At 72.7% G+C, this 22,303-nt stretch carries 16 protein-coding genes; 8 read left to right on the top strand and 8 right to left on the bottom strand.

From position 1 onward, the window contains the following. Positions 1-8: 8 nt before the first annotated feature. The gene (gene mfd / locus AC07A4_RS21175) at positions 9-3,542 is read right to left on the bottom strand and encodes a transcription-repair coupling factor (protein ID WP_478600823.1); all 3,534 of its coding nucleotides are present in this window, start codon (positions 3,540-3,542) and stop codon (positions 9-11) included. Positions 3,543-3,688: 146 nt separating this feature from the next. Between mfd and AC07A4_RS21170 the strand changes: the two genes are divergently transcribed. Together AC07A4_RS21170 and AC07A4_RS21165 are read left to right on the top strand one after the other, a co-directional pair. After that, positions 3,689-3,964 carry a type II toxin-antitoxin system Phd/YefM family antitoxin gene (locus AC07A4_RS21170; RefSeq protein ID WP_478600821.1) on the top strand — a complete coding sequence of 92 codons (276 nt, stop codon included), beginning with the start codon at positions 3,689-3,691 and terminating at the stop codon, positions 3,962-3,964. After that, a complete protein-coding gene (locus AC07A4_RS21165) occupies positions 3,961-4,215 on the top strand; it encodes a type II toxin-antitoxin system RelE family toxin (RefSeq protein ID WP_478600818.1) in 255 nt (84 codons plus the stop codon). The genes AC07A4_RS21170 and AC07A4_RS21165 overlap by 4 nt, the downstream gene beginning before the upstream one ends. 73 nt (positions 4,216-4,288) lie before the next feature. Here AC07A4_RS21165 and AC07A4_RS21160 read toward each other — a convergent pair whose 3' ends face one another. From AC07A4_RS21160 to AC07A4_RS21150, 3 genes are all read right to left on the bottom strand, one after another. Continuing rightward, entirely contained in the window at positions 4,289-4,873 is a 585-nt protein-coding gene (locus AC07A4_RS21160; RefSeq protein ID WP_478600816.1) for a phospholipase A2, read from the bottom strand. Between the two features lie 250 nt (positions 4,874-5,123). Beyond that, entirely contained in the window at positions 5,124-7,706 is a 2,583-nt protein-coding gene (locus AC07A4_RS21155) for an ABC transporter permease (RefSeq protein ID WP_478600814.1), read from the bottom strand. Further along, on the bottom strand, positions 7,703-8,491 hold the full coding sequence (locus tag AC07A4_RS21150; RefSeq protein ID WP_478600812.1) for an ABC transporter ATP-binding protein: 789 nt from the start codon (positions 8,489-8,491) through the stop codon (positions 7,703-7,705). The genes AC07A4_RS21155 and AC07A4_RS21150 overlap by 4 nt, the downstream gene beginning before the upstream one ends. Positions 8,492-9,050: 559 nt before the next feature. Between AC07A4_RS21150 and AC07A4_RS21145 the strand changes: the two genes are divergently transcribed. The 3 genes from AC07A4_RS21145 to AC07A4_RS21135 all read left to right on the top strand — a co-directional run bounded on the left by AC07A4_RS21145 (position 9,051) and on the right by AC07A4_RS21135 (position 12,982). Beyond that, positions 9,051-10,709 (top strand): MFS transporter, encoded by a 1,659-nt coding sequence (locus tag AC07A4_RS21145; protein WP_478600810.1) that lies wholly within the window; start codon positions 9,051-9,053, stop codon positions 10,707-10,709. A 151-nt stretch (positions 10,710-10,860) separates the two neighbouring features. Then, positions 10,861-11,370 carry a DUF485 domain-containing protein gene (locus AC07A4_RS21140; protein WP_478600808.1) on the top strand — a complete coding sequence of 170 codons (510 nt, stop codon included), beginning with the start codon at positions 10,861-10,863 and terminating at the stop codon, positions 11,368-11,370. After that, positions 11,363-12,982, top strand: a complete 1,620-nt coding sequence (locus tag AC07A4_RS21135; protein ID WP_478600806.1) for a sodium/solute symporter — start codon at positions 11,363-11,365, stop codon at positions 12,980-12,982. The genes AC07A4_RS21140 and AC07A4_RS21135 overlap by 8 nt, the downstream gene beginning before the upstream one ends. Before the next feature lie 7 nt (positions 12,983-12,989). On the opposite strand, the gene AC07A4_RS21130 is transcribed toward AC07A4_RS21135, so the two are convergent. From AC07A4_RS21130 to AC07A4_RS21120, 3 genes are all read right to left on the bottom strand, one after another. After that, positions 12,990-13,907, bottom strand: coding sequence for a cellulose-binding protein (locus AC07A4_RS21130; RefSeq protein ID WP_478600803.1), 918 nt, complete (start codon positions 13,905-13,907; stop codon positions 12,990-12,992). Positions 13,908-14,235: 328 nt separating this feature from the next. Further along, the gene (locus AC07A4_RS21125) at positions 14,236-17,469 is read right to left on the bottom strand and encodes an SUKH-4 family immunity protein (protein WP_478600800.1); all 3,234 of its coding nucleotides are present in this window, start codon (positions 17,467-17,469) and stop codon (positions 14,236-14,238) included. A 7-nt stretch (positions 17,470-17,476) separates the two neighbouring features. Then, the gene (locus AC07A4_RS21120) at positions 17,477-18,457 is read right to left on the bottom strand and encodes an SMI1/KNR4 family protein (RefSeq protein ID WP_478600797.1); all 981 of its coding nucleotides are present in this window, start codon (positions 18,455-18,457) and stop codon (positions 17,477-17,479) included. 245 nt (positions 18,458-18,702) lie between these two features. Here AC07A4_RS21120 and AC07A4_RS21115 point away from each other — a divergent pair, with 245 nt between their 5' ends. Continuing rightward, positions 18,703-19,287 carry a YwqJ-related putative deaminase gene (locus AC07A4_RS21115; RefSeq protein WP_478600795.1) on the top strand — a complete coding sequence of 195 codons (585 nt, stop codon included), beginning with the start codon at positions 18,703-18,705 and terminating at the stop codon, positions 19,285-19,287. Between the two features lie 112 nt (positions 19,288-19,399). Next, on the top strand, positions 19,400-19,915 hold the full coding sequence (locus tag AC07A4_RS21110) for an SUKH-3 domain-containing protein (RefSeq protein ID WP_478600792.1): 516 nt from the start codon (positions 19,400-19,402) through the stop codon (positions 19,913-19,915). Between the two features lie 15 nt (positions 19,916-19,930). On the opposite strand, the gene AC07A4_RS21105 is transcribed toward AC07A4_RS21110, so the two are convergent. Then, on the bottom strand, positions 19,931-21,262 hold the full coding sequence (locus tag AC07A4_RS21105; protein ID WP_478600789.1) for a sensor histidine kinase: 1,332 nt from the start codon (positions 21,260-21,262) through the stop codon (positions 19,931-19,933). Between the two features lie 177 nt (positions 21,263-21,439). Between AC07A4_RS21105 and AC07A4_RS21100 the strand changes: the two genes are divergently transcribed. Next, positions 21,440-22,300, top strand: coding sequence for a hypothetical protein (locus AC07A4_RS21100; RefSeq protein WP_478600786.1), 861 nt, complete (start codon positions 21,440-21,442; stop codon positions 22,298-22,300). Positions 22,301-22,303 lie beyond the last annotated feature (3 nt).

Raw genomic sequence — 22,303 nt, 5'->3', positions numbered from 1 at the left:
CCCCCGCCCTACGAGCCGAGGACCGACGCCAGGAACTCCCCCACCCAGCCGAGGAGTTCCCGCCCGACCAGCGGCTTGCCGCCGACCTTCGCGGTCTTCGGGCGCGGCACGAGCACCTGGTGCGTGGCCGGCTTGATGACCGAACCCGGGTAGAGCCGCTTCAGGCGCAGCTCCTGGGACTCCCTGAGCTCCACCGGCGCGAAGCGGATGTTCGTGCCCTGGAGCACGATCTCGCCCACCCCGCAGGCGCGCGCCAGCATCCGCAGGCCCGCCACGAGCAGGAGGTTCTCGACCGGCTCCGGCAGCTTGCCGTAGCGGTCGGTGAGCTCCTCGCGCACGGCCTTGATGTCCGCCTCCGAGTTGGCGGAGGCGATCGAGCGGTAGGCCTGCAGGCGCAGGCGCTCGCCGGGCGCGTAGTCGTGCGGGACGTGCGCGTCGACCGGCAGCTCGATCTTCACCTCCAGCGGCGGCTCCTCCTCGATCTCCCCGCTCTCCAGCGACTTGCGGTAGTCCGCGACGGCCTCGCCCACCATCCGCACGTACAAGTCGAAGCCGACGCCCGCGATGTGGCCGGACTGCTCGCCGCCGAGGAGGTTGCCCGCGCCCCGGATCTCCAGGTCCTTCATCGCCACGTACATGCCCGCGCCCATCTCCGTGTGCTGGGCGATCGTCGCGAGCCGTTCGTGCGCGGTCTCGGTGAGCGGCTTCTCCGGCGGGTACAGGAAGTACGCGTAGCCGCGCTCGCGGCCACGGCCCACGCGGCCGCGCAGCTGGTGCAGCTGGGACAGGCCGAAGTTGTCGCCGCGCTCCACGATGAGGGTGTTGGCGTTGGAGATGTCGATGCCGGACTCGACGATCGTCGTCGACACGAGCACGTCGAACTTCTTCTCCCAGAAGTCCACCACGACCTGCTCCAGGGCCTGCTCCGACATCTGGCCGTGGGCGGTGGCGATCCGCGCCTCCGGCACGATCTCGCGCAGGCGGGCGGCGGCCCGGTCGATGGACTCCACCCGGTTGTGGATGTAGAAGACCTGGCCCTCGCGCAGGAGTTCACGGCGGATGGCCGCGCCGATCTGCTTCTCCTCGTACGGCCCGACGAAGGTGAGCACCGGGTGGCGCTCCTCCGGCGGCGTCGTGATCGTCGACATCTCGCGGATGCCGGTCACGGCCATTTCGAGCGTACGGGGAATGGGCGTCGCGGACATCGTGAGCACGTCCACGTTGGCGCGCAGCTTCTTCAGCTGCTCCTTGTGCTCGACGCCGAAGCGCTGCTCCTCGTCCACGATGACCAGGCCCAGGTCCTTGAACTTGGTCTCGGAGGAGAACAGGCGGTGGGTGCCGATGACGATGTCGACGGAGCCGTCCTTCAGGCCCTCCAGGGTCGCCTTCGACTCGGTGTCGCTCTGGAAGCGGGACAGCGCCCGTACGTTGACGGGGAACTGGCCGTACCGCTCGGTGAACGTGCCGAAGTGCTGCTGCACGAGCAGCGTCGTCGGCACGAGGACCGCGACCTGCTTGCCGTCCTGGACGGCCTTGAAGGCCGCGCGGACGGCGATCTCCGTCTTGCCGTAGCCGACGTCGCCGCAGATAAGGCGGTCCATCGGGACCGACTTCTCCATGTCCTCCTTGACCTCGGCGATCGTGGTGAGCTGGTCGGGGGTCTCCGCGTACGGGAACGCGTCCTCCAGCTCGCGCTGCCAGGGCGTGTCGGGGCCGAAGGTGTGGCCGGGGGCCGCCATCCGCGCCGAGTACAGCTTGATCAGGTCCGCGGCGATCTCCTTGACCGCCTTCTTCGCGCGGGCCTTGGTCTTGGTCCAGTCGGCGCCGCCGAGCCGGTGCAGGGTCGGGGCCTCGCCGCCGACGTACTTGGTGATCTGCTCTAGCTGGTCGGTGGGGATGTACAGGCGGTCGCCGGGCTGGCCGCGCTTGGCGGGCGCGTACTCCACGACCAGGTACTCGCGGGTCGCGCCCTGCACGGTGCGCTGCACCATCTCGATGTAGCGGCCCACGCCGTGCTGCTCGTGGACGATGTAGTCGCCCGGCTCCAGGGTGAGCGGGTCGATGGTCTTGCGGCGCCGCGCGGGCATGCGCTGCCCGTCCTTGCCCGCGGCCTTCTGCCCGGTGAGGTCGGTCTCGGTGAGCACGGCCAGGCGCAGCTTCGGGTCGACGAAGCCGTAGTCGATGGAGCCGCACGCCACGTGCACCAGCGACGGGGTCAGCTCGGCCAGGTCCGCGTCCAGGCGGGCCGCGATGCCCTCGCCGCCGAGGACTTCGGCGGTGCGGGCGGCCGGGCCGTGGCCCTCCGTCACGTACACCGTGCGCCAGCCGTCGGCCAGCCAGCCCTTGGTGTCGGCGAGGGCCTTCGCCGTGTCGCCCCGGTAGGTCTCCGGGGCGTGCATGCCGAGCGTGAGCGTGTCGTCGTCGCCCTCCGCGTCGGCGGCGAACGGGCTCACCGACCACCACATCATGCCGAGCTCCCGCGCCCGGTCGCGCACGTCGGCGATGCCCCACAGGGAGGCCGCGCCCACATCGATGGGGGCCTGTCCGCCGCCCGCCGTGGCGGCCCAGCTGGCCTGCAGGAACTCCTGGCTGGTGGCCACCAGGTCGGCGGCTCGGGTGCGCACCCGCTCGGGGTCGCAGACGACCGCCATCGAGCCCTTGGGGAGCACGTCGAGCAGCAGCTCCATGTCGTCCACGAGGACCGGGGCCAGGGACTCCATGCCCTCCACGGCGATGCCCTCGGCGATCTTCCCGAGCAGTTCGCCCAGCTCGGGGTGTGCCTCGGCGAGCGCCGCCGCCCGGCCTCGGACCTCGTCGGTCAGGAGCAGCTCCCGGCACGGCGGCGCCCACAGGCCGTGCTCGGCGACCTCAAGGGACCGCTGGTCGGCGACCTTGAAGTAGCGGATCTCCTCGATGTCGTCGCCCCAGAACTCCACCCGCAGCGGGTGTTCCTCCGTCGGCGGGAAGACATCGAGGATGCCGCCGCGCACGGCGAACTCGCCGCGCTTCTCCACCAGCTCGACGCGGGAGTACGCGGCGGCGGCGAGGGCCTGGACGACGTCGTTCAGGTCCGCCGACTCACCCGTGCGCAGCGCCACGGGCTCCAGCTCGCCCAACCCCTTGACCTGCGGCTGGAGCACGGAGCGCACGGGGGCGACGACCACGCTGACCGGGCCCGTCTCCGGGTCGTCGGCGCTGGGGTGCGCCAGGCGGCGAAGGACCGCGAGGCGGCGGCCCACGGTGTCGCTGCGGGGGCTGAGGCGCTCGTGCGGCAGCGTCTCCCAGGAGGGGTACTCCGCGACGCCCTCCGGCGGCAGGATCGTCCGCAGCGCGGCCGCCAGGTCCTCGGCCTCGCGTCCTGTCGCCGTGACGGCGAGCACGGTGCGCCGTGCCTGGCGGGCCAGGGCGGCCACCGCGAAGGGCCGGGCGGCCGGGGGGCCGACCAGGTCGATGTGGTGCCGGTTGCCGTCGGCGGCGGCCTTCACCGCTTCGGTGAGGGCCGCGTCCTTGACGACGGCGTCCAGCAGTCCGTGCAGGGTCATGAAGGGGCATCCGTCCGGGGGGCGTGGACAACGCGAACCACCCGACACGTCTCACGGGCCGGGGGTCTCCCAGAGTACGTCGCCCCGCCGACACTCACCCGATCGAGGGACTGCACAGAAGGCGCGTGAAGCGTACTGTTTTGTCTATGAGCGAGACGCTTCCCATCACCGAGGCACGGGCCAAGTTCGGCTCCCTGGTACGCCGGACCGCGCACGCCCGTGAACGCATCACTATCACCGATCACGGCCAGGCCGCGGCCGTCTTCATAAATCCGGCGGAGCTGGCCGAGATGGAGGAGCGGATGCTGGAGCTGGAGGAGCAGCTCGCGGTGGCCCGCTACCGAGCCGAGAAGGCCGACGGCACGTTCGTCGGCGTCCCGCACGAGGAAGTGCGCAAGCTGCTCGGTCTGGAGCGTGAGTGAGCTACCAGATCATCTGGCACGAGCGGGCGACCGACACCGCCGTGCGCTTCCTGAAGGACGACCCTGACGGTCTGAGTCAGGTGTACGCCGCCGTCGACCTGCTGGCCGACGACCCCCGCCCACGCGGCACCGTCGCCTACGGGTCACCCGAGGTCCGCCGCTTGCACGTCGGCTTATACCGCCTGCTGTACGAGATCGACGAGGGCACCATCACCATCGTGGTCATGCACGTCGGCCGCGTGTCCCTCTGAACCGAAACCAAGCGCCGGGCCCGGTGGACTTCCACCGGGCCCGGCCCTGGTTACCGCTCCGCGGGGTGACGCTCTACAGGTGCCCGACGGCGCGGACGGTGTTGTAGTACGTCTTCGCCGTCTTGTTGCAGGCCGCCTTCATCTTCTTGCGCACGGCGGGCGTGAGCGGGTCCGCCCAGAACTTCCTGCCGCACTGCTGCTGCATATCCTGCAGGAAAACGTCATCAATACGCTTCCGGTGGTACTTCTTGAAATTGTACTCACCGGCGTACTTCTTGTAGTTCCGGTAACCGAAGTCATGCCGGTAGCAGGAGAAACTGAAGTCATAGCCGCCGGGCTGCTTCTCGGTCGCGGGACCCGAGCAGTAGTCCGTGTCCCAATTGAACCGGAAATAGTTCGAACCCTGCCGGTAGAGGCCCAGGTACTTGAACCACTCCTCGTTAGACGCATTGCCCTTGCTGGTCAGCGCCTTGAGCTTCTTCAGCCGGTAGGCCGCGCCGACCATGGGCAGCGCCGAGGCGGAGGCGTCCGCACGCGCGGCGTCCGAGACCGCCGCCGGAGCCTTCGGTTCCACGTCCGCGGCGGCGGGCAGCGCCGAGGTGACGACGACCGCGCCCGCGAGCAGGGCACCCCCAAGAGAGATTTGCGCTTTATTCACTTTTCCCCGTTCCCTGTAGTTCCCCGTTGTTCCCCGTTAATGGCCCGCGCACCGCGGTCAGGGTAGTTCCGCGCGGAGCACGTCAGCCGGGAGTAAATTAGCCCATCCCCCGGCGCCCGGAAAGGGAAAATCCAAGAAGATCGCTCGCCGTGGCGCACACCACAGCGCCCCGCCGCCCCTGAGGCGGGGTGGCGGGGCGCGGGCCGGGCCCTGGGAACCGGGCAGCGCGTGCCCGGGAACGGCTTCGGCGCTATTCGGTGGCGATCGCGTTCAGTACGTTCATCCGGCCCGCCCGGAACGCCGGGACCAGGGCGGCGAAGAGGCCCACGAACGCCGAGCCGACGAAGACCGTGAGGATCGTCGGCCAGGGGATCTCCAGGGTCTTCAGGCCTTCCAGGGCGAGGAGCTGCTGGGCGGTCGCTCCCCAGCCCATGCCCAGGCCGAGGCCGAGGAGGGCGCCGAAGAGGGCGATGACCACCGACTCCATGCGGATCATGCGGCGCAGCTGGCGGCGGGAGAGGCCGATGGCCCGCATCAGGCCGATCTCACGGGTGCGCTCCACCACGGAGAGGGCCAGGGTGTTCACCACGCCCAGGATGGCCACGATGATCGCGAGTCCGAGCAGGCCGTAGACGATGTTCAGGAGCTGGCCGACCTGGTCCTTCAGGGTCTCCTTGAAGTCGGTCTGGTCCTGGACCTTGAGCTGCGGGTCCGTCGCCAGGGTCTTCTTGAGCGCCGCGTAGGCCTCGTCCTGCTTGCCGTCGACCGCCTTGGCGAAGACGGTGTCGCTCAGCGGGATCCGGTCGGCGTCGACGTACCGCTCGACGGTGGTGATGTTCAGATACATCGCGCCCCGGTCGAGGGTGCCCTCCTCATCGGTGATCGCCGCGAGCTTCAGCTGACCGGTCCGGCCGTCGTCGAAGGCGACCTTGATCTTGTCGCCCACCTTCAGATGGTGGTCCTTGGCGAAGCCCTCGCCCACCGACATCGCGTTGGTCCCGTAGGCGGCGGTCATCTGCCCCGCGGTGGTCTCGCGGCGCAGGTCCTGCACATAGGTGCGGTCGTTCGCGCTGAGGTCGACGCCCTTCTCGGTCTTGCCGTCGGGGGTGGTGATGTCGGCCTTGACCTCCTTGAAGCGCGTGGTGTGGGCGACGTACGGGGTGTTCTTCAGGCGCTTCTCCACCTGGTGGCTGACGGCCTGCTTGCCCTGCACGATGAAGTCCGCGCCGACCGACTTGTCCAGCTCGTCCGTGGCCGAGGCGACCATCGACGTGCCGACCACCGACAGGCAGGCCACCAGGGCCAGGCCGATCATGAGGGCGGCGCCAGTGGCGCCGGTGCGGCGGGGGTTGCGCAGGGCGTTGCGCTCGGCCATGCGGCCGACGGGGCCGAACATCCGCAGCAGCACCGCGCTGATCACGCGGACCACGAAGGACGCCAGGACCGGGCCGATGACGACGAAGCCGATGAGGGTGAGGACGACGCCGAGGCCGAGGAAGAGGGAGCCCTCCTTCGCCTTGTCGGCCGCCGCGGCGGCGTAGAGGCCGAAGACTCCGGCGCCGGTGAGGACCAGGCCGAGGGCGGCGCGCACGGCGCTGGACTTGCCGTCGGCCGGGGTGCCCGCGTCGCGCAGGGCGGCCATCGGGGAGACCTTGCCCGCACGGCGGGCCGGGAGGTACGCGGCGAGGACGGTGACGATGATGCCGAGGAGCAGGCCCACCACCGGGGTCGTCGTCGAGATGGTGAGGTCCCCCGTGGACAGCTCCATGCCGATGCCCGACATCAGCTTCATCAGGCCGACCGCGAGGCCGATGCCCGCGCCGATGCCGAGGACGGAGCCGACGACGCCGAGCAGCAGGGCCTCGACGAGCACCGAGCGGTTGACCTGCTTGCGGCTGGAGCCGATGGCCCGCATCAGGCCGATCTCGCGGGTGCGCTGGGCGACCAGCATCGAGAAGGTGTTGATGATCAGGAAGATGCCGACGAGGAAGGCGATCCCGGCGAAGCCGAGCATCGCGTACTTCATGACGTCCAGGAAGCTGCTGACGGACTTGCGGTTGTCGTCCGCGCTCTCCTTCTGCGTCTTGATCTTGTACTCGGCGGCCTGGGCGCCGAGGGTCTTCGCCACGTTCGCCTTGAGCTGGGTGTCGCTCACGCCGCTCGCGGCGGTGACGTTGATCTGCGTGAACCGGCCGGTGGTGCCGATCAGTTCGCGCTGTGCGGTGGCGGTGTCGAAGTAGACGACGGTGGCGCCGGGGTTGGTCACCTTGAAGGTGGCGATGCCGGTGATCTTCGCGGTGAAGGTGCCGGTGGCGGCGATGGTGCGCAGCTCGTCACCGATCTCGAGGTTCTTCTTGTCGGCGGTGTCGGCGTCCAGCATCACCTCGGTGGGGCCGCGCGGGGCGTGGCCGGAGGTGATCTCCATGGAACGCAGGTCGTTCTTCGTCCAGTTGCCCGCGAGGGTGGGGGCGCCGCTGGACGGGCCGATGTCCTTGTTCTTGGAGTTGACGACGGTGACGGAGTCGCTGCTGACCGCGCCCTCGGCGGACTTCACGCCGTCGGCCTTCTTCACGTCGGCTATCGCGGCGGCGGGCAGGGACTCGGGCTTGCCGGTGCGCGGGCCCTCGTCGCCCGCGTCCGGGGCGTTCTTCGGGGAGAGCGTGACGTCGGCGGACGTCGCGGCGAAGAGCTTGTCGAAGGTGGTCGACATCGTGTCCGAGAACACCAGCGTGCCGCAGACGAAGGCCACCGAGAGGACCACGGCGACCGCGGAGAGCGCCATGCGTCCCTTGTGCGCGAGGAAGTTGCGCATCGAGGTCTTCAGCACGGTCATGACGTGCGCCCCCGGGCGTCGAAGTGCTTCATGCGGTCCAGGACCTGGTCGGCGGTGGGGTGGTACATCTCGTCGACGATGCGGCCGTCGGCCAGATACAGCACGCGGTCGGCGTAGGAGGCGGCCACCGGGTCGTGGGTGACCATCACGATGGTCTGGCCGAGCTCGGTCACCGACCTGCGCAGGAAGCCGAGGACTTCGGCGCCCGCGCGGGAGTCGAGGTTTCCGGTCGGCTCGTCACCGAAGATGATCTCGGGGCGGGAGGCGAGGGCGCGGGCCACGGCGACGCGCTGCTGCTGGCCGCCGGAGAGCTCGGTGGGCCGGTGCTTGAGGCGCCCGGCCAGGCCGACGGTCTGGACGACCTGGTCCAGCCAGCCCTTGTCGGGCTTGCGGCCCGCGATGTCCATCGGCAGCGTGATGTTCTCGATCGCGTTCAGCGTCGGCAGCAGGTTGAACGCCTGGAAGATGAAGCCGATGCGGTCCCGGCGCAGCTGCGTGAGCTTCTTGTCCTTCAGGCCGGTGATCTCGGTCTCGTCGAGATAGATCTGGCCGCCGCTGACCGTGTCGAGGCCCGCGAGGCAGTGCATGAGCGTGGACTTGCCGGACCCGGACGGGCCCATGATCGCGGTGAACTGGCCGCGGGCGATGTCGACGTCGATGTGGTCGAGGGCGACGACGCGGGTCTCCCCGGAGCCGTACGCCTTCACGACCTGGCGCGCCCGCGCCGCCACGGCCGTACGCCCTCCAGTACCCCCGTGCCTGGGAGTGGTCACAGCCGTTGTCACGGTAAGTCTCCTATGTCGGTGATGTAGTGAACGCGGTGGCCCGGTGCTGGTGCCGTGCGTTGGTGTCGTGCGTGAGGTAGTGCGTGATGCCGTGGGTCGGTGCCGTGCGGCCGCGCTCCGCGTCGGGGGCCCCGCGTTCCGAGATCAGTCTGGTCCGCCGGAGTGCTCCGGCGCCCTGGTGCAAAGCTCCGTCTTTTCCGGGGGAAAACCCCACCCCCCGTCCTGAGGCTGAGCGCAGTGCGGGGCCGGACCCCCGTCGCCGGCCCCGCGCCGCACGCCCCGTGGCCGGGGTCCCCCACCCCGTGCCCCACGGCGTAAGGCAAATCTAAGGACGACGCCCGGCTGTCTCGTCCTCCGCCGGTACCAACGTCTCCCTGTCCCTAGTACGGAGGTCCCCCTAGGGGTTCTCCACCCGGCGGTGGAGCGGTTCTCAGGGTCACTCCACCCTTGTCCTTATGGCACCCCCTCCCACCAGGGGAGAGATCCTCCACCCTCCCCCTGAGAGCGCCTTCGGTGAGAAGGTGACCCGGGGCAACTGGTGCAAGGGGAAGGGAAATCGATGAGCGGCAGCGCCAGCGGCAGCAGCGGCACAGGCAGCGCCAGCGGCACCGGCAGCGGGCGCGGCGCCAGCGATCCGGACAGACGCGGCGCCGTCGTCGCCGCGCTCATGCTCGTCATGGCGCTCGCCGCCCTGGACGCCACCATCGTCTCCACGGCCGTGCCGCAGATCGTCGGCGCGCTCGGCGGCTTCTCCGTCTTCTCCTGGCTGTTCTCCGGCTATCTGCTGGCCGCCACCGTCACGCTGCCCCTCTACGGCAAGCTGTCCGACACCTTCGGCCGCAAGCCCGTCCTGATCGCGGGCAGCGTGCTGTTCCTGCTCGGCTCCGCGCTGTGCGCGCTCGCCTGGAACATGGGCTCCCTGATCGCCTTCCGCGTCCTGCAGGGCCTCGGCGGCGGCGCGCTCCAGGGCACCGTGCAGACGCTCGCCGCCGATCTGTACCCGCTCAAGGAGCGCCCCAAGATCCAGGCGCGCCTCTCCACCGTGTGGGCCACCTCGGCCGTCGCCGGACCCGCGGTCGGCGGCCTGCTCACCGCGTACGCCGACTGGCGCTGGATCTTCCTGATCAACCTGCCCGTGGGGGCGCTCGCGCTCTGGCTGATCGTCCGCCACCTGCACGAACCCGCGCGCGAGCGGGCGCCGCGACAGCGCGTCGACTGGCCCGGAGCGCTCGCCGTGTTCGCCGCGGGCGGGGCGCTGCTCACCGCGCTCGTACAGGGCGGCGTCGCCTGGGGCTGGCTGTCGGTGCCGTCACTGACCCTGTTCGCGGTGGGGCTCGCCGCCGTCGGCGCGGTCGTGGCCGTGGAGCGGCGCGCCACGGACCCGATCATCCCCGGCTGGGTCTGGCGGCGGCGCCCCATCGCCGCCGTGAACCTGGCGCTCGGCTCGCTCGGCCTGGTTATGGTCGCACCGACCGTGTTCCTGCCCACGTACGCGCAGTCGGTGCTCCAACTCGCCCCGATCGCGGCGGGGTTCGTGCTCTCCGTGATGACCCTGAGCTGGCCGGTCTCTGCGGCCCTCAGCCAGCACGTCTACCGGCGGATCGGCTTCCGCGCCACCGCCATGCTCGGCATCGGCGCGGCGGCCCTGGTCCTGTTCGCCTTCCCGCTGCTTCCCTACCCCGGCTCCGCCTGGCAGCCCGCGCTGCTCATGCTGCTGCTCGGGGCGGCGCTCGGGCTCTTCCAACTGCCCCTGATCGTCGGCGTCCAGTCGACCGTCGGCTGGGCGGAGCGCGGCACCACCACCGCGTCCGTGCTGTTCTGCCGCCAGATCGGCCAGACCGTGGGCGCCGCCCTCTTCGGAGCCGTGGCCAACGGCGTACTGAGCGCGCGGCTCGACGGCGCGGGGTCGCTCGACGCCGTGTCGCGCTCCCTGGAGGACCCCGGCTCGGTGGCCGACCCGGAGCGGCTGCGGCGCGCCGTCGACGCGGCGGTGGACGCGGTCTATCTGGGGGCGGCCTGCGCGGCCGTGGTGTGCCTGCTCGTGCTGCTGTTCCTGGCGCCCCGCCGGTTCCCGCTCATCCAGGAGCCGGAGCCGGGCCAGGAGCCCGCCCAGGAGCCGGAGCCGGGCCACGAGCCCACCCAGGAGCAACAGCCCGCCCAGGCTCCAGGCGCCCCGAAGCCCCCGGGGCGCAACAGCGGCCCCGGGCGGCGCAGTTGACACGTACGCGCCCCAAGAAGCTTCTTACCGACTGATCAGTATGGGGAAAACCCCACGGGATCGTCCTACCTGCAAGTAACGTTCTCGGCCCTCGCTCCCTCGTGGTCCGCCCCGGACCGAAGCCGCGCAAGGAGACGCAAGGAGACCCGGGATGACCCACCCTCCCCCCGACTCGTCCCCGTCCCAGCCGCCCCGCCACGCCCGCCCCCACCCCCCTGCTCCCCACTCCTCCCCCTCAAATCCCCTGTATCCCCTGTATCCCCCGTATTCCCCACATCCCACGTACCCCACGTATCCCTGGCAGCCCCTCACCCCACCGCCCGCACCCGTACCCGCACCCCCGCCCCCGCGCCAGAGCCCCGACCCAGGCCGCCACGGCGACCTGCGGCGGCTGCGCTCCGCCTACCGCTGGCAGCGTCGCGTCGCCACCCTCACCGCCCTCGGCTACTTCGCCCTCTTCCTGCTCCTGTTCGCCTTCGCGCCCGCCCTCATGACCAGCGCCGTCAGCGGCGGACTCACCACCGGACTCCTCGTCGCCCTGGCCCAACTGCCCGTGATGTGCCTGGCCATGGCGCTGTACGAGACCACCGCGCGCCGCCGGATCGACCGGCTCGCCGCACGCCTGCGCACCCGGGCGGAACGGGAGGCGCGCCGTGGCTGACGCCCAGGGCCCGGCCCTCGTGGCCTTCACCGCCGTCGTCACGCTCACCCTGCTCCTGTGCGTGCTCACCGGACCCGAACGCGACGGCCTCGACGAGTTCTACACCGGCTACGGCGGACTCACCCCGCTGCGCAACGGCCTCGCGATCGCGGGCGACTACCTCTCCGCCGCGACCGTCCTCGGCACCACCGGCGTCATCGCGCTCGTCGGCCACGACGGCGTGGTGCTCGCCCTGAGCACCGCCCTGTCCCTGCTCCTGCTGATGTTCCTGCTCTCCGAACCCCTGCGCAACGCGGGCCGGTTCACCATGGGCGACGTCCTGGCCCGCCGCATGCCAGGACGCGCGGTCCGCGTCACCGCCTGCGCCGCCACCCTCGCCGCGCTCCTGCCGCTGATGCTCGTCCAGCTCGCGGGCGCGGGCGACCTGCTCGCGTTCATCCTCGGCTTCTCCCAGCCGGGCCTGAAGACGGGATGCGTGGTCGCGCTCGGCCTCCTCATGATCAGCTACGCGGCGATCGGCGGCATGAAGGGCACCGCCCTCATCCAGATCCTGAAGATCGTGCTCCTGCTCGGCTCCGGCCTCGTCGTCGCCGCCCTGATCCTGCGCCGCTTCGACTGGGACCCCGGCGCGCTGCTCATCGCCGCGCGCGACGGCAGCGGACAGGGCCCGGCCTTCCTCCAGTCGGGCCTACAGTTCAAGGACAGCCCCGCGCCCCGCCTCGACATGATCAGCTCGGAGCTCACCGTGGTGCTCGGCGGCGCCTGCCTGCCGCACATCACGATGCGCATGTACACCGCGCGCGGCGCCCCCGAGATACGGCGCTCCTTATCCTGGGCGGTGGGCTGCGTGGCGGTCTTCGTCCTGGTCATCACCGTCATCGGCCTCGGCGCGACGGCCCTGCTCGGCGGGAAGGCGGTCGCCGGGCACGACCCGCAAGGCAACACCGCCTACCTCCTGGGCTCGCGCGCCGTGCTGGGGGCGGACCTCTCCGCCGCCGAGACCGTGCTGCTCACCACCGTCAGCTCGGCGGTCTTCCTGACCCTGCTCGCCTCCGTCGCCGGGATGATCCTCGCCTGCGCCAACTCCCTCGCCCACGACGTCTTCGCGGCCTGCCGCCGCGACCTGGCGCCACGCCACGAGAAGGCCGTCGCGCGCGGCTGCGCGCTCGCCGTCGGAGCCGTCGCCGTCGCCCTCGCCGTACTCGTCGGCGACCGCGGCCCGCACGCGCTGGTCGCCCTGTCGTTCTGCCTCGGCGCCTCCGCGCTCGCGCCCGCCCTCGTCTACACGCTGTTCTGGCGGCGCTTCACCCGCAAGGGCCTGCTGTGGACCCTCATCGGCGGCACGGCCGGCTGCGCCGTGCTCATGACCGGCACCAACCTGGTGACCGGCTCCCCCGACGCGGCGTTCCCCGAGGCCGACCTGACCTGGTTCCCCTTCACCACCACCGGCGTCGTGTCGGTTCCGCTGGGATTCCTGCTCGGGTGGCTCGGTACGGTACGGAGCAGGCCCGAGGCCCAGCGGGCGGCGCGGAGGCGCTACGAGGCCGTGGAGGGCCTGATCCTGGCCGGGGCGGGCCCCGTACGGGCCGCGCGCCACGAGCCGGACCGGTGAGCGGCCCTCAGCCCGCGTCCCCGGACGCCGGACCGGGAACCTCGCCGTGCCCCCGCCCCGTCAGGGCCGCCAGACTGCTGCGGACGTGGTCCATGTGCGCCCGCACCTCCTCCCACCGCTCCCCGTGCTCCCGCAGCACCCGCTCCGTCTCCCGGCCCGTCCGCTCCTCCCGGGCCCGGGCCGCCGCGATGAGCTCGGCGGCGCGCGCGGCGGCGTCCTCCTCGCCGTGCCGGGCGGCCTCCTCCGCCTCCGCGAAGGCCCGCTTGGCCTCGGAGAGCCGCGCCTCGGCGGCGGCGACCAGGGCCCCCTCGTGGGCGTCCGTGACGGCCTCCCGCTCGGCGATCTCCCGCTCGGTGGCCTCCCAGCGCCCGGCGTGCTCCTTCTCCTGGTCGACGAGGAGCGCGTCCGTGCGCCGCCGCATCTCGCGCAGCGCCGCGACCGCCTCGCCGCGCCACTCCTTCGCGTCGCGCCGGGCCGCCGCGCGCAGTTCGTCGGCGGCGGCGCGGGCGGCGATCAGGCGCTGCCGGGCCCGCTCCTCGGTGTCGGCGCCGACGGCCTCGGCGTACGCGCGGGCGGCCGCGCGCGCCGCCGCCGCGTCAGCGCCCGCGCACTCCTCGGCCTCGCGCGCGGCGGTCGCCGCGGCGTCCCGCACGGACGCGGCCTCGTCCTCGCTGAGCTCCAGCAGATACTGGGCGCGCTGCCCGAGCGTGTCGTACGTCTGCGGGGCGAGCCGCGCCACCACCTCGCGCAGGCGGGCGGACTCCTCCCCCATGTCCCGGGCGAGGACGGTGAGCCGGGCGGCCCGCTCCCAGGCCGCGTCACGGTCCCGGGACAGCGCGGCGGCGTACGCCTCCACCTGCTCGGGACGGTAGCCGCGGCCGCGTACGGCGACGAAGCCATGAGGTGACACACCGCTGCCGCTCATCCTGATCCCCTCTCGCCCACACACTCTCGCCGTCGCGCTGACTCTCTCCGCCGCGCCACCCGCGTACAACGCGATTGGCGCACATCTTGATGGATCAAGCGGAAGTGGTCATAACGCGACACTCCGCCCGCCCCATCCGGTCAAGGATGCGCCAATTGGCGTCAGAAGCCGGAATCGGGGTGTCGTTCCGCCGTACGTCGAAGAGCCGTTCGGCCCCCGCGTGCGGCCAGGAGCGTGACACCGCCGCCCCGGCCGACGGGCGGACACGCCAAGGGCGCCCGACCCGCCTCGCGGACCGAGCGCCCCTGGCCGCACGCGCGGCCGCGGGCTACAGCAGCCCGTCCCACATCTGCTCGAGCAGCACCGACCACCAGCTCTCCGGCGACGCGAGGGCCGCCGGGTCGAGCGCCGCGAGCTGCGCCTGGAAGTCGACGGTCCAGCGGCCCGCCTGCTCCTGGTTGAGGCCGTAGCGAAGCCGCCACATGCGGCCGAGCAGCGCCAGGCAGCGCACGAACTCGGGCAGGCCCGTGTTCACGAACTGCGGCGGCACCGGGGCCCCGCCAGGACCGGCCTCCACCGGCACCGCGACGATGTGCGCCGTGCCGTACTGCACACAGACCGCACGCCCGAAGTCGCTGCCCATCACGAGGTACGAGCCCGCGTCCGACGCGGGCGCGACGCCCCGCTCCTGCGCCAGCTCCGCGAGCGTCGGCACCGGGCGCCCCGGCTGGGCCTGCGCCCAGAAGAACGGACCGAAGTCGACGGGCAGGCCCGCCACGACGAGCGTGTGCGCCACGACGTCCGGCACGCCCTGCCGGGACACCGACCGCTGGTCGAACCGGAACACACCGGGGCCGAACGCGGCGGCGAGCTCCTGCGCGGCGCCCTCCGGCGGCACCGGCTGCGCGGGCGGCACCGGGCCGAGCGGCGCCCGCACCGGCGCCGGCCGCGCCGGGCCGTCCGCGACCTGGTGCAACTCGCCCTGGTGGGCGAGCAGTTGCCCCATGCCCTGCTGCCGCGACGCGTGGTCCCTGCCGTACGGCGCGATCGACGTGATCCGCGCCTGCGGCCAGGTCTCCCGGATCATGCGCGCGCAGTACGCGCCCGGCAGCTCGCACGACTCCAGCTCCGTGTGCAGCTCCAGGACCTGGTCCGGCGGCACGTTCATGCCGCGCAGCTCGTGGAAGATCTGCCACTCGGGATGCGGGGTGCCCGGCGCCGAACGCCGGATGACCTGCTGCTCGGACCCGTCGGCGGCGCGGTAGCGCAGCACGGCCTGATAGCCGGGGCCCACCGTGGGCAGCCCGGCGGGCGGCTGCGGATAGCCGTACGGCTGACCGGGGCCCTGCGGCGGGGCCATCCCCGCCTGGGGCATCCCCGGCGCGGGCGGCGGCATGCCGGGAACCCCGGGGGCGCCCGGCGCGGCGGGCGGCGGCGGAGCGCCGGGACCACCGACGGCGGGACCCGCGAGCATCGTCGCCGCGTGGTGCACACCGCCGCCGGGCGCACCGGGCGGACCGGGCGGCTGCGGGGCACCGGGAGCACCGGGCGGGCCCGGAGGCTGCGGCGCGCCAGGGGCACCCGGCGGCTTCGGCATGCCGCCGAGGCTCGGGTCGGCCAGCATCGTCGCGGCGTGGTGCACACCGCCCGGGGGCGTGCCCGGAGTGCCGGGCGGGCCCGGGGGCTGCGGGGCGCCCGGGGCGCTCGGCGGCTGCGGGGCGCCGCCCTGGCTCGGGTCGGCGAGCATCGTCGCGGCGTGGTGGACACCGCCGCCGGGAGCACCGGGAGCTCCAGGCGGACCGGGCGGCTGCGGGGCGCCGGGTGCGGCCGGGGGCTGCGGGGCGCCGGGCGCCACGGGCGGCTGCCCCTCGGGGCCGAGCGAGGACACCATCTGCGTCGCCACGTAGCCGCCCGCGGGCGCGCCGGGCGGCGGGGTGTCCCCGGCACCGGGCGCAGGCGTGGCGCCCCCGCCCTGCGGCGGCCCGGACGGCACATGCGGACCGCCCACGGCGGCACCGGCGGGCGGCGGCACGTTCGGACCACTCGCGGCCGCATCGGCGGGCGGCGGCGGAAGGTAAGGGCCACCCGCAGTGGCCAGCGGCGGAGGCGTAGCACCCGCACCCGGCGCAGGCGTGGCGCCCGCACCGGCATCCGACGGCACCGGCGGAGGCGTGGCGCCCCCACCTTGCGGCGCGGGCGGCACGTTCGGACCGCTCACGGCCGCACCGGCGGGCGGCGGCGGAAGGTAGGGGCCACCCGCAGTGGGCAGCGGCGGAGGCGTAGCACCCGCACCCGGCGGAGGCGTAGCACCCGCACCCGGCGGCGGAGGCGTCTGCGCCCCGGCCACACCCGCGTCCTGCGACGCGGGCGGCACGTTCGGACCGCGCACCGCGGCACCAACGGGCGGCGGAGGCGCGTAGGAACCACTCGCCGCAGCACCCACGGGCGGCGGAGGCGCGTGCGGGCCACTCACCGCCGAACCAGCAGGCGGCGGAGGCAAGGCAGAGCCGCCCGCAGTGGCGAGCGGCGAAGGCGTGGCACCCGTACCCGCACCCGGCGGCGGAGGCGGCACATTCGGACCGCTCACCGCGGCACCGGCAGGCGGCGGAGGCGCATAGGAACCGCTCGCCGCCGCACCCGCGGGCGGCGGAGGCGCGTGCGGACCACTCACCGCCGCACCAGCAGGCGGCGGAGGCAAGTCAGGCCCGCCCGCGACCGCACCAGCGGGCGGCGGCAGGGGCGCGCCCGGAAGGCCCGCCCCGGTGTCGTCGAGGGCCGGTGCCACCGCCGTCTTCGGCAGCTGGCTGCCGCCCGACATCAGCGCGGTCTTCGCCTCCGGCGACACACTCGGCGCCCCCGAGTCGTCGTCGCCCTCCAGCGTCAGCGGCGGCGAGAACACCGTCGCGGGCAGCGGCACCGCGACGTCCTCGTCATCGCCGCCGATGTTCGTGTCCGTACCGGCCCACGGCGTCGCGGAAGCGGGCGCCTCCGACGTCGACGGCACGGCGTCACCACCGGCACCGGCCGCCGGGACACCGCCCGGCGCACCCGCGCCCGGCCACGGCGTACCACCGGACGCCACCGGAGCCCCCGCCGCCGTCGGCGCGGGAGCGGCCGGAGCGGGAGCGGGAGCCGCGTCCGCGGGCTCCGCGGACCGCGCGGACCCGGCGGACGACCGCCGGTCCGGGATGCCCAGCTTGTCCGCCGCCTCCTGGAGCCACTCCGGCGGGCTCAACAAGAACGACGTCTGGTTCAGATCCATCCGCGCGGGCGCGGCCGGAACCGGTTCCGGCGCCGCCTCAGGCACCCCGTACTCCTCCTCGTACCGGCGAATCACCTCACCCACCGGCAGCGCGGGCCACAGCGTCGCCTCACCGCTGTCCCGGGCGATCACGAGCCGCTGGCCGCCACCGTCCGAGCGGGGACCGCCCTCGCGGTCCTCCGCCCACACCACGAACCCGAGCTCGAACTCCCGCACCCGCGCCTCGCGGTGGCCGGGCCCCGGCACATCGCCGTTGATCCACTCGTCGGCGCGCTCCTGCGCCTGCGCGAAGGTCACCATCTGCCAGTCACTCCCCCACCGGGACGGCGCGCGCGAAGCCGCCGTCCACCATCAGGTTCGCCACGGTCTCCAGCTCCGGCGGACTGCCCGCGAGCCGCGAAAGGAACGCGTCGAAGTCGTCCCCGCACGGCATGAGCAGCCGCTGGACGCGCTCGGCGGGCGCCCACGAGGCGTCCACGTCCCGCGCGTCGTCGTACGCGCAGAACCACACCGAGCCGATCCGGTCGCCCTTCACCTTCAGCGCCAGCAGACCGCCCTGCACGAACCCCACGCACAGGAAGTCCTTCGTGAGGTGATCGCGCAGGCACTTGTTGACGTACACCAGGTCATTGACCGCCGCCTCGTCACGGACCGTGAAGAACGGCTGGTCGATCAGCAGACCCAGCTCCGCGTCCAGGGCCGTGCCGACCGGCGCGCAGCCACCCGCCGCCTTCAGGAACGAACGGTAGGCACCCGGAAGGCGATAGCCCAGGTCCTCCTCCACGCCCGCCACCTGGACCTCGGTCACCGCGAGCGCCGCCTTCGGCAGCGCCAGGTGCGCCGGACGCGTCTCCTGCAGCGGACGCGTGCCCCGCTTGCCCTGGTCCACCGGCGCCGTCGCGATCCCGCCGTGATGCCGCAGCAGCGCCTTCACCTCGACCGGGACCAGCTCAAGACGGCGGCTGCTCCGCACGTGGTGCCACGTCCAGCCGTGCGGCGTCGCCACCGAAGGCAACGTGTCCCACAGCTCGTGCCCCGACGCCGCGAGCGCCGCGTTCGCCGACACATAGTCCGTGAGACGCAGCTCGTCCACGCCGAAACCCGCCGGCGGCTCCGCGATCTCGGCCGCCGCACGCGCGTACGGCGAGAAGTCCGGATAGCCGTCCCCGTCCACCCGCACACCCCTCGGATGGCGCGCGGCCCGGACCGGGTCCGGGAAGTGCACGACCTGCCCGGCATAAGCCGCGTTCGGCGGCGCGGCTTGCTGCCCGAGCCGACCTGTCGTCATGGCGGTTGCCCCCTGCGGCAGTGTGAGGTTCACGGATGGCGACAGCCTATGCGCAAGCGCGACAAGGGTCATCGGCCCTCCACTTCCGTGACCACCCGCCACGGAACCGTCACCCAGAGACGAAACCCGGTCGTGTCGTACCGACCCAGCTTCCGTACCCCACGCCCCATTTGGCAGTCTGTTCCCGCAACGCGGGGGCGTGGCACCGGCGGCCGACGCCGCGGGCACGGGGAGGGAAACACCACATGCACACGGCACAAACCAGCATGTCACGGACAGGCGGAAGCACCCCGGAAAACACCGGAACCGCCCACTCCGCCCACGCCGGGCGGACCGCCACCGCCACCGCACCCGGCGGCGACCCCCGCGTCGGCTGGAGCAGCACCCCCGCCGACGCACCCGTCCTGCGCCAGCGCCGCGACGGCATCCTGCCCACCGTCGCCGCCGCGCTCTCCGTCCGCGGCACCACGCTCACCAGCACACCCAAGCGCGGCGAGGATCCACCCGACCTTCACCCGCTCGTACAGGACTTCCTCGACACCCTCACCAGCGGACAACGCGAACGCTTCACCGGCCGCTGCGCCGAAGCCCTCCTCATATCCCGGCACCTCACGGCCGCCGACGCCGGACGCTCCAAACGAGCCCGGCGCAAACCCATGACCAACGGCGAAGCCCGCAAATCCCTCAAACACGCCAAACTCACCACCCGCCGCATCCGCGAGGACGGCGACCCCCTGCACGGCTCCTTCGCCCGGCCCTGCCGCTCCTGCACCGCCCTCACCGCGCACTTCGGCGTCCGCGTCGTCGACCCGACCACAGCCGACGGATGACACCGCCGGATGACAGCCGCCGGATGACAACCACCGGGTGACACCCACCGCACCCACGCCGCACCCGCACGCACCCGCACCCGCACCCGCACGCACCACGAGGGCCCCAGCCATGCGCTCCGAACACCCCACGCACCCCAGCCGCGCCACACACTCCACCCGCTTCCCCGTACCCGTCGACGCCGCCCTGCGCGCCTCCGGCTGGCGCCCCGGCCGCTGGGACATCAAACAAGCCGAGATCTGGGCCGACGTCCTGCGCCGCCACCGCTCACCCGCCGGCCACCAGCACGCCGTACTCCCCGCCGCCGTCGAAACCTGGGCCGAATTCGGCGGACTGCACCTCACCCCCCAGGGCCCCGGCCGCCAGGTCGCCCCCGCGACCCTGCACCTCGACCCCATGTACGGCCTGCACATGGCCCGCACCCTCGGCGACCTCGGCCGCGCCCTCGGCACCGAAGTCAGCCCCATCGGCGAGGAGACCGAAACCCAGGCCCTGCTCGCCATCGACGCCGAAGGCCGCGTCTACAGCCTCGACCACAGCGGCGACTGGTACCTCGGCCCCCACATCGACCAGGCCCTCACCACCCTCGTCACCGGCACCCACCCGCTGCGCCTCACCGCCAGCTGACCCCGCGGGCCGCCCTCACACCCCCACCGCACCCGCGGGCAGCACCGCCGACACCCGGAAACCCCCCGCGTCCGTCGGCCCCGACACGAAGACGCCGCCAAGCGCCGTCACCCGCTCCTTCATCCCCACCAAGCCATTGCCCCCACTGGGCAGCCGCGCGTCCGCCACCGCCGTCTCCGGCGGCGGACCGTTCTCCACCTGCATCGCGACCTCCTCGGACCGATGCGCAACCCGCACATACGTCTTCGCGCCCGCCGCGTGCTTATGGACGTTCGTCAACGCCTCCTGCACCACCCGGTACGCCGTCTCCTCCACCTCCGCCGCATACGCCCGCGACTCCCCCTGCACCGACAGGTCCACCACCATGCCCGCCGCCCGCGACTGATCCACCAGCTCGTCCAGCTCCGCCAGACACGGCCCGTCCCCCGCGTCCACCGGCGCCTCGCCACCCGCCCGCGACGCCGCGCGGTCCGCCGCCGCGCCCACCGCCGCCAGCGGCACCGGCGCCGGACCCGGCCGCGGCGGCGCCTCCCCCGACCGCAGCACGCCCAGCATCTCCCGCAGCTCGGTCAGCGCCTGCCGCCCCATGTCCCCCACAAGCGCGGCGTTCTTCACCGCCTTCTCCGGGTCCTTGCGCGCCACCGCCTGCAACGCCGCCGCGTGCACCACCATCAGGCTCACCCGGTGCGCCACCACGTCGTGCATGTCACGGGCGATCCGCGTCCGCTCCTCGCCCCGCGCCCACTCCGCCCGCTCCTCCGCCCGCTCCGCGAGCAGCTGCAGCTCCCGCTCCAGGCTGTCGGCACGCTCCCGCAGACTCTCCATGAGACGGCGGCGCGCCCCCACGTACAGACCGAGGAGCACCGGTGGCGCGGTCACACCCAACGACGTGGAAATCGCGATGAACGGAATGAACCCCTCACCGATCCTGAGATCACCGCTCGCTATGTCCTGATTGGCCCGCACCAGGGTCACGATCAGCGTGCCCGCGAGCGACATGCCCGCCAGGGCGCCGATGATGCGGCGCGGCAGCTCCGACGCCGCCAGCGTGTACAACCCCACGATCGTCATCAGGATGCCCATCTGCGCGGGCGTGACCGCCACGCAGATCAGGACGACGGCGATCGGCCAGCGCCGCCGCAGCACCAGCGTGGCCCCGGCGAGCACGCCGAAGCCCACCCCCACCGCGAGCGGCAGCCCCGCGTCCCGCGCGAACTCGACGCCCTCCGCACCGCACTCGGCCGCCGACGCGACGCCGAGCCCGATGTCGAGCACGGCACTGCGCCGCCTCTCCCACCACCACGGCCCGGTCCTGGCCGCGGCACCGCTGTCCCCCGTCGTGGTCATGCCTTCCAGCCTACGGGCGTACGCACCCGGTTTTCCGGCGACTTTCGGGCCCGCCGCCCCGCGCGCCGCCTTGCACGGACCGAGCCCCCACGGGGCGAAATAACCGAATTCCCCTCGAACAGTTGAATCGCCCAGACATTCGACCCGGACGTCCGCATTCCGGACGACGCTGATCACATGACCGAGATCACCGGCGACCACACCGACTTCGAGGCCCTGCGCGAGCGGGCCGTGGCGTTACGCCGCGAAGGACACAGCCTGCGCCAGATCCGCGACGAGCTGAAGGTCTTCAACAACGACCTCCTGCACCGCCTGGTCAAGGGCGAACCCCCACCCGCCTGGACCCGCCGCCCCCGCGCCAAGGACGACCTCCGCGACCAGGCCCGGGAACTCCGCCGCCAAGGCTGGACCTACGACCAGATCCAACTGGAACTGGGCTGCTCGAAGAGCTCGATCTCACTGTGGGTACGGGATCTGCCGAAGCCGGAACCCAGGTACACGCCGGAGGAGCAGCGCGCTCTCATGAACGCCGGGCTCGCCCGGCTCCGCGCGGCGCAGGATCAGGAACGCGAGGAGACGAGACAAGCAGCACGCCGCGAAGTCGGCGAGCTGACGGATCGCGAGTTGTTCCTGGCCGGAGTAGCGCTCTACTGGGCCGAGGGCACGAAGAGCAAGCCGTACGCCCGTCGCGAGCGAGCGGTCTTCGTCAACAGCGACTCAGGGGTGATCGAGACGTACCTGGCCTGGCTCGATCTGCTGGGCGTCGCCCCCGATCAGCTGCGCTACCGCGTGCTCATCCACGAGACCGCCGACGTGGCGGCAGCACATCGCTACTGGGCCGATCTCGTGCGGGTGGACGTCACGGTGTTCGACAAACCGACGCTGAAGCGCCACAACCCCAAGACCGTCCGCAAGAACACCAGGGACGACTACCACGGGTGCCTGGTCATCTCGGTCAGTCAGAGCGCCAAGCTGTACCTGCGCATTGAAGGATGGTGGGCGGGAATCGCCGCCCACGCGCGGAGCCGTCTCAGGTAAGGT

This window comes from Streptomyces sp. NPDC043996, from assembly GCF_056435225.1.
Note: the sequence above shows the minus strand (reverse complement) of the source record. Positions and strands in the feature narration are given on the sequence as shown.

Coding starts and splice junctions, on each gene's coding strand:
- AC07A4_RS21120 (WP_478600797.1), bottom strand. CDS start 18,457: ATGACGACAGGTCGGCTCGGGCAGCAAGCCGCGCCGCCGAACGCGGCT.
- AC07A4_RS21115 (WP_478600795.1), top strand. CDS start 18,703: ATGCACACGGCACAAACCAGCATGTCACGGACAGGCGGAAGCACCCCG.
- AC07A4_RS21130 (WP_478600803.1), bottom strand. CDS start 13,907: ATGAGCGGCAGCGGTGTGTCACCTCATGGCTTCGTCGCCGTACGCGGC.
- AC07A4_RS21140 (WP_478600808.1), top strand. CDS start 10,861: ATGACCCACCCTCCCCCCGACTCGTCCCCGTCCCAGCCGCCCCGCCAC.
- AC07A4_RS21170 (WP_478600821.1), top strand. CDS start 3,689: ATGAGCGAGACGCTTCCCATCACCGAGGCACGGGCCAAGTTCGGCTCC.
- mfd (WP_478600823.1), bottom strand. CDS start 3,542: ATGACCCTGCACGGACTGCTGGACGCCGTCGTCAAGGACGCGGCCCTC.
- AC07A4_RS21110 (WP_478600792.1), top strand. CDS start 19,400: ATGCGCTCCGAACACCCCACGCACCCCAGCCGCGCCACACACTCCACC.
- AC07A4_RS21145 (WP_478600810.1), top strand. CDS start 9,051: ATGAGCGGCAGCGCCAGCGGCAGCAGCGGCACAGGCAGCGCCAGCGGC.
- AC07A4_RS21155 (WP_478600814.1), bottom strand. CDS start 7,706: ATGACCGTGCTGAAGACCTCGATGCGCAACTTCCTCGCGCACAAGGGA.
- AC07A4_RS21100 (WP_478600786.1), top strand. CDS start 21,440: ATGACCGAGATCACCGGCGACCACACCGACTTCGAGGCCCTGCGCGAG.
- AC07A4_RS21105 (WP_478600789.1), bottom strand. CDS start 21,262: ATGACCACGACGGGGGACAGCGGTGCCGCGGCCAGGACCGGGCCGTGG.
- AC07A4_RS21125 (WP_478600800.1), bottom strand. CDS start 17,469: ATGGTGACCTTCGCGCAGGCGCAGGAGCGCGCCGACGAGTGGATCAAC.